General features: G+C 66.2%; 3 protein-coding genes. 1 reads left to right on the forward strand and 2 read right to left on the reverse strand.

The annotated features are described in order from the left end of the window. Window positions 1-664 (forward strand): molybdopterin dinucleotide binding domain-containing protein (locus tag FDW83_RS18800; protein ID WP_305014841.1); only part of this gene is annotated, 664 nt, incomplete at its 5' end. 160 nt (window positions 665-824) lie between these two features. Here FDW83_RS18800 and FDW83_RS18805 read toward each other — a convergent pair. Both FDW83_RS18805 and FDW83_RS19315 read right to left on the reverse strand, forming a co-directional pair. Next, window positions 825-3332 carry an FAD-dependent oxidoreductase gene (locus FDW83_RS18805; RefSeq protein WP_138139587.1) on the reverse strand — a complete coding sequence of 836 codons (2508 nt, stop codon included), beginning with the start codon at window positions 3330-3332 and terminating at the stop codon, window positions 825-827. Further along, window positions 3329-3589: hypothetical protein (locus FDW83_RS19315; protein WP_205754702.1), on the reverse strand; the 261-nt coding region annotated here is incomplete at its 5' end. The genes FDW83_RS19315 and FDW83_RS18805, both read right to left, overlap by 4 nt.

A 3589-nucleotide genomic window follows, 5' to 3' on the forward strand; every position in this document is an offset into this window, starting at 1 on the left:
TGTCATCGTGGCCCGGATGGCCGAGGCGACCTTCGGCCCGGACCACCCCGTCAACTGGCGGGCAATGGCTGAGGACTACGACGTCATCCGGGACCACATCGAACGGGTTCTGCCCGGCTTCGAGGACTTCAACGCCCGGGTCCGGACCAAAAACGGGTTCGTGCTGCCCAACCCGCCCCGGGACACCCGCTCGTTTGCCACCGACATCGGCCGCGGCCGGTTCACCGTCAGCCCGCTGGAATACCTCACCCCGCCGCCGGGGCACCTGGTCCTGCAGACCATCCGCAGCCACGACCAGTACAACACCACCTATTACGGCCTGGACGACCGCTACCGCGGCATCTCCGGCGGCCGCCGCGTCATCCTGATCCACCCCGAAGACCTCGTAGAGCTCGGGTACCAGGACCGCGACCTCGTGGACGTCATCAGCACCTTCGGCGGCCATGACCGCAAAGCGGACAAGTTCCGCTTGGTGGCCTACCCCACCGCCAAGGGCTGCGCCGCCGCCTACTTCCCTGAAGCCAACGTCCTGGTCCACAAAGACAACGTCGCCCGTGAATCCAACACCCCCGGCTTCAAAGCCATGTTCGTCCGCTTCGAACCCCACAGGGGCGAAGCAGCCGCAGCCGAAGAGTCTGCGTCGCTGCAGACGAGCGGCGTATAGAAAACATCGCGCATATGCCCCCGCTTCCGAAAGGAGGCGGGGGCACTACTCTTGCCGGTGGTTGAGCTTGCCGAAACCCCGATGGTCGAGCAAGCGCAAGGGCCGGAAATGGAGTTCCACTTCCGGCCCTTGGCGTCGACGGGCTCAACCGCAGGCTGCTTTAGCCGCGGAGGCGCTCCATTCCGGGATCCACCAGCGGTTCGGCGGTGACGGTGGCAGCCACGCGCTTGCCGAAGTACTCGATCTCCACAGCGTCACCGATTTCGACGGCGGACGGCAGCCAGGCGTAGGCGATCGGCTTGCGCACGGTGTAGCCATAGGCGGCGCTGGTAACGTAGCCCGCGGCTTCCCCGGCCACATAAACAGGTTCCTTGCCCAGCACCACTGACGTTCCGTCGTCGACCGTCAGGCAGCGCAGCGTCCTGGCGGCGGGCTGCTCCTTGCGCTCCGCCAGCGCCTCGGCGCCCACAAAGCCGGTCTTGTCCTTCGCCACGGAAAAGCCCAGGCCCGCCTGGTACGGGTGGTGCTCCGAGGTGACGTCCGTGCCCCACAGCCGGTAGCCCTTCTCCAGGCGCAGGCTGTTGAAGGCGCCGCGGCCGGCGGCGATGATGCCGTGCTCCTGCCCGGCTTCGAACAGTAGATCCCAGAGCTTCAGGCCATATTCGGCCGTGGTGTACAGCTCCCAGCCCAGCTCGCCCACGTAGGACAGGCGCATGGCCGTGACGGGGATGCCGCCCACGGAGATTTCCTTGGTGCGGAAATATTTCAGGCCGTCGTTGCTGAGGTCGTCGGTGCTGACCTTGCCGATGACATCGCGGGCCAGCGGGCCCCACAGGCCGATGCAGCAGGTGCTGCCGGTGATGTCTGTGACATGCACCCACTTGGCGGGATCGGCGGCCGACTGCTTGCGGGCCTCAACGCGCAGGTAATCGAAGTCCACGTTGCTGTTCACGCCGAGCTGGAAGTCTTCCTCGCCAAGCCGGGCGACGGTCACGTCGCTGCGGATGCCGCCGTCGTGCTCCAGCAGCAGGCAGTAAGTGACCGCACCAGGCTTCTTGGCAATGTTTCCGGTGCTTAGCCGGTGCAGCAGCTCCTGGGCGCCTGGTCCGTTGACGGCCAGCCGCTTCAGTGGCGTCATGTCATAAAGCGCGACGGCGGTACGCGTCTTCCACGCTTCGGCGGCGGAAATGGGGGAGGAGAACATGGCGGCCCACTCGTCGCGTTCCGGCGCCTGCCACTCCGCCGGCAGTACGTCCAGCAGGCCGCGGTTGGCCTCGAACCAGTGCGGGCGCTCCCAGGCGGCAGATTCCAGGAAAAAGGCGCCCAGTTCCTTCTGCCGGACGTTGAACGGGCTCACGCGCAGGTCCCGCGGGGACTCCTTGGGCTGCAGCGGGTGCAGGACGTCGTAGATCTCCACGAAGTTCTGCTGCGAGGTCTCGCTGACGTAGGCGTCGGAGGTCTGGACCTTCTCGAAGCGGCTGAGCTCGGTGCCGTGCAGGTCGGTGCGGGAGCGGCCCTCCACCAGCAGCTCGGCGACGGCCTTGGCCACACCCGCGGAGTGCGTCACCCAGACGGCCTCGGCAACGTAGAAACCGGAGAGCCCCGGGGCTTCACCGATCAGCGGGCCGCCATCCGGCGTGAACGAGAAGATGCCGTTGAAGCCGTCCTGGATCGCGGCGCTGCGCAGGGCCGGCAGCAGGTCCTGGCTGTCTTCCCACGCGGGCTCGAAGTCTTCAAGGGTGAAGTCCAGGCGGGAGGGCATGCGGTGGTCCGACATCTCCCCGGCCGGCACCTTCGGCAGGGCCGACATGTCCACGGGCATTGGCTTGTGGGCGTAGCTGCCGATGCCGATGCGGTCGCCCCATTCGCGGTAGTACAGGTCCCTGTCCTGGTAGCGGAGGATGGGCTTGCTGGCGCCCTTGGGAAGCTCGTTGACGCCCTCGAGTTCGGCAAGGGGAGTGGTGACGACGTACTGGTGTGCCAGCGGCAGCAACGGCACCTCAAGGCCCACCATCCTGCCGAGCTCACGGCCCCAGAAACCCGCGCAGGAAACCACGATGTCGGCGGGAATCACACCGGAGGACGTCTCGACGCCGGTGACCTTGCCGGCCGACTGCTGGATGCCGGTCACGGTGGTGGAACCGAGGTAGGTCACGCCGCGTTCACGGGAGCGCTCGATCAGCAGCTGCACGGCACGTGCCGCCAGGGCGAGCCCGTCGGTGGGGATGAGCAGGCCGCCCAGGACTTCGCGGCCGCCGGTGAGCTTGCCGGTGTTCAGCAGCGGGTAGATCTTCTGGCATTCATCGGCGTCGACGATCCGGCTTTCGACACCCCAGGAGGTCATCACGCCCATCTTGCGCTTGAGGTCGGCCAGGCGCCCGGGAGTGGTGGCCAGCTCCAGGCCGCCCACCTGGTTGAAGCAGGACTGGCCGTCCTTGCTCAGGCCAAGCAACTTGTTGACGGTGTACGTGGCGAATTCCGTCATGGTCTTGGACGGGTTGTTCTGGAACACCAGTCCGGGTGCATGCGAGGTGGACCCGCCGGCGAGCTCCAGCGGACCCTGTTCCACCACCGTGATGCTGGTCCAGCCGCGGCTTGCCAGCTCGTCGGCGAGGTTGGTGCCGACGATGCCGGCTCCGATGATGACAACGCGTGGTGCTGCGCTCATGGTGGTTCTCCTGGTTGGCATTGGCGGAAGCCGGCGTCGTTGTAGTCATGGTGCTGCTTAGCGCCATAGGCAACAAGCGTCACGATATGCAACAAACAGTGACGCAGGTCACGGGCGCTGTCAAGGATTTCCCGCTTTATTGCACCCGTTGGTTCCTGCTCCGGCGCCTTAATGGCAAAGAACCGCCCCGCCACTGGTGTTTGTGGCGGGGCGGTTCTTTGCTTGGGGTGCGGGGTTAGCCGATTTTGTTGGCGGCC

The sequence above is a fragment of the Pseudarthrobacter sp. NamE2 genome (assembly GCF_005796205.1).
In the GTDB taxonomy this organism is placed as follows: domain Bacteria; phylum Actinomycetota; class Actinomycetes; order Actinomycetales; family Micrococcaceae; genus Arthrobacter.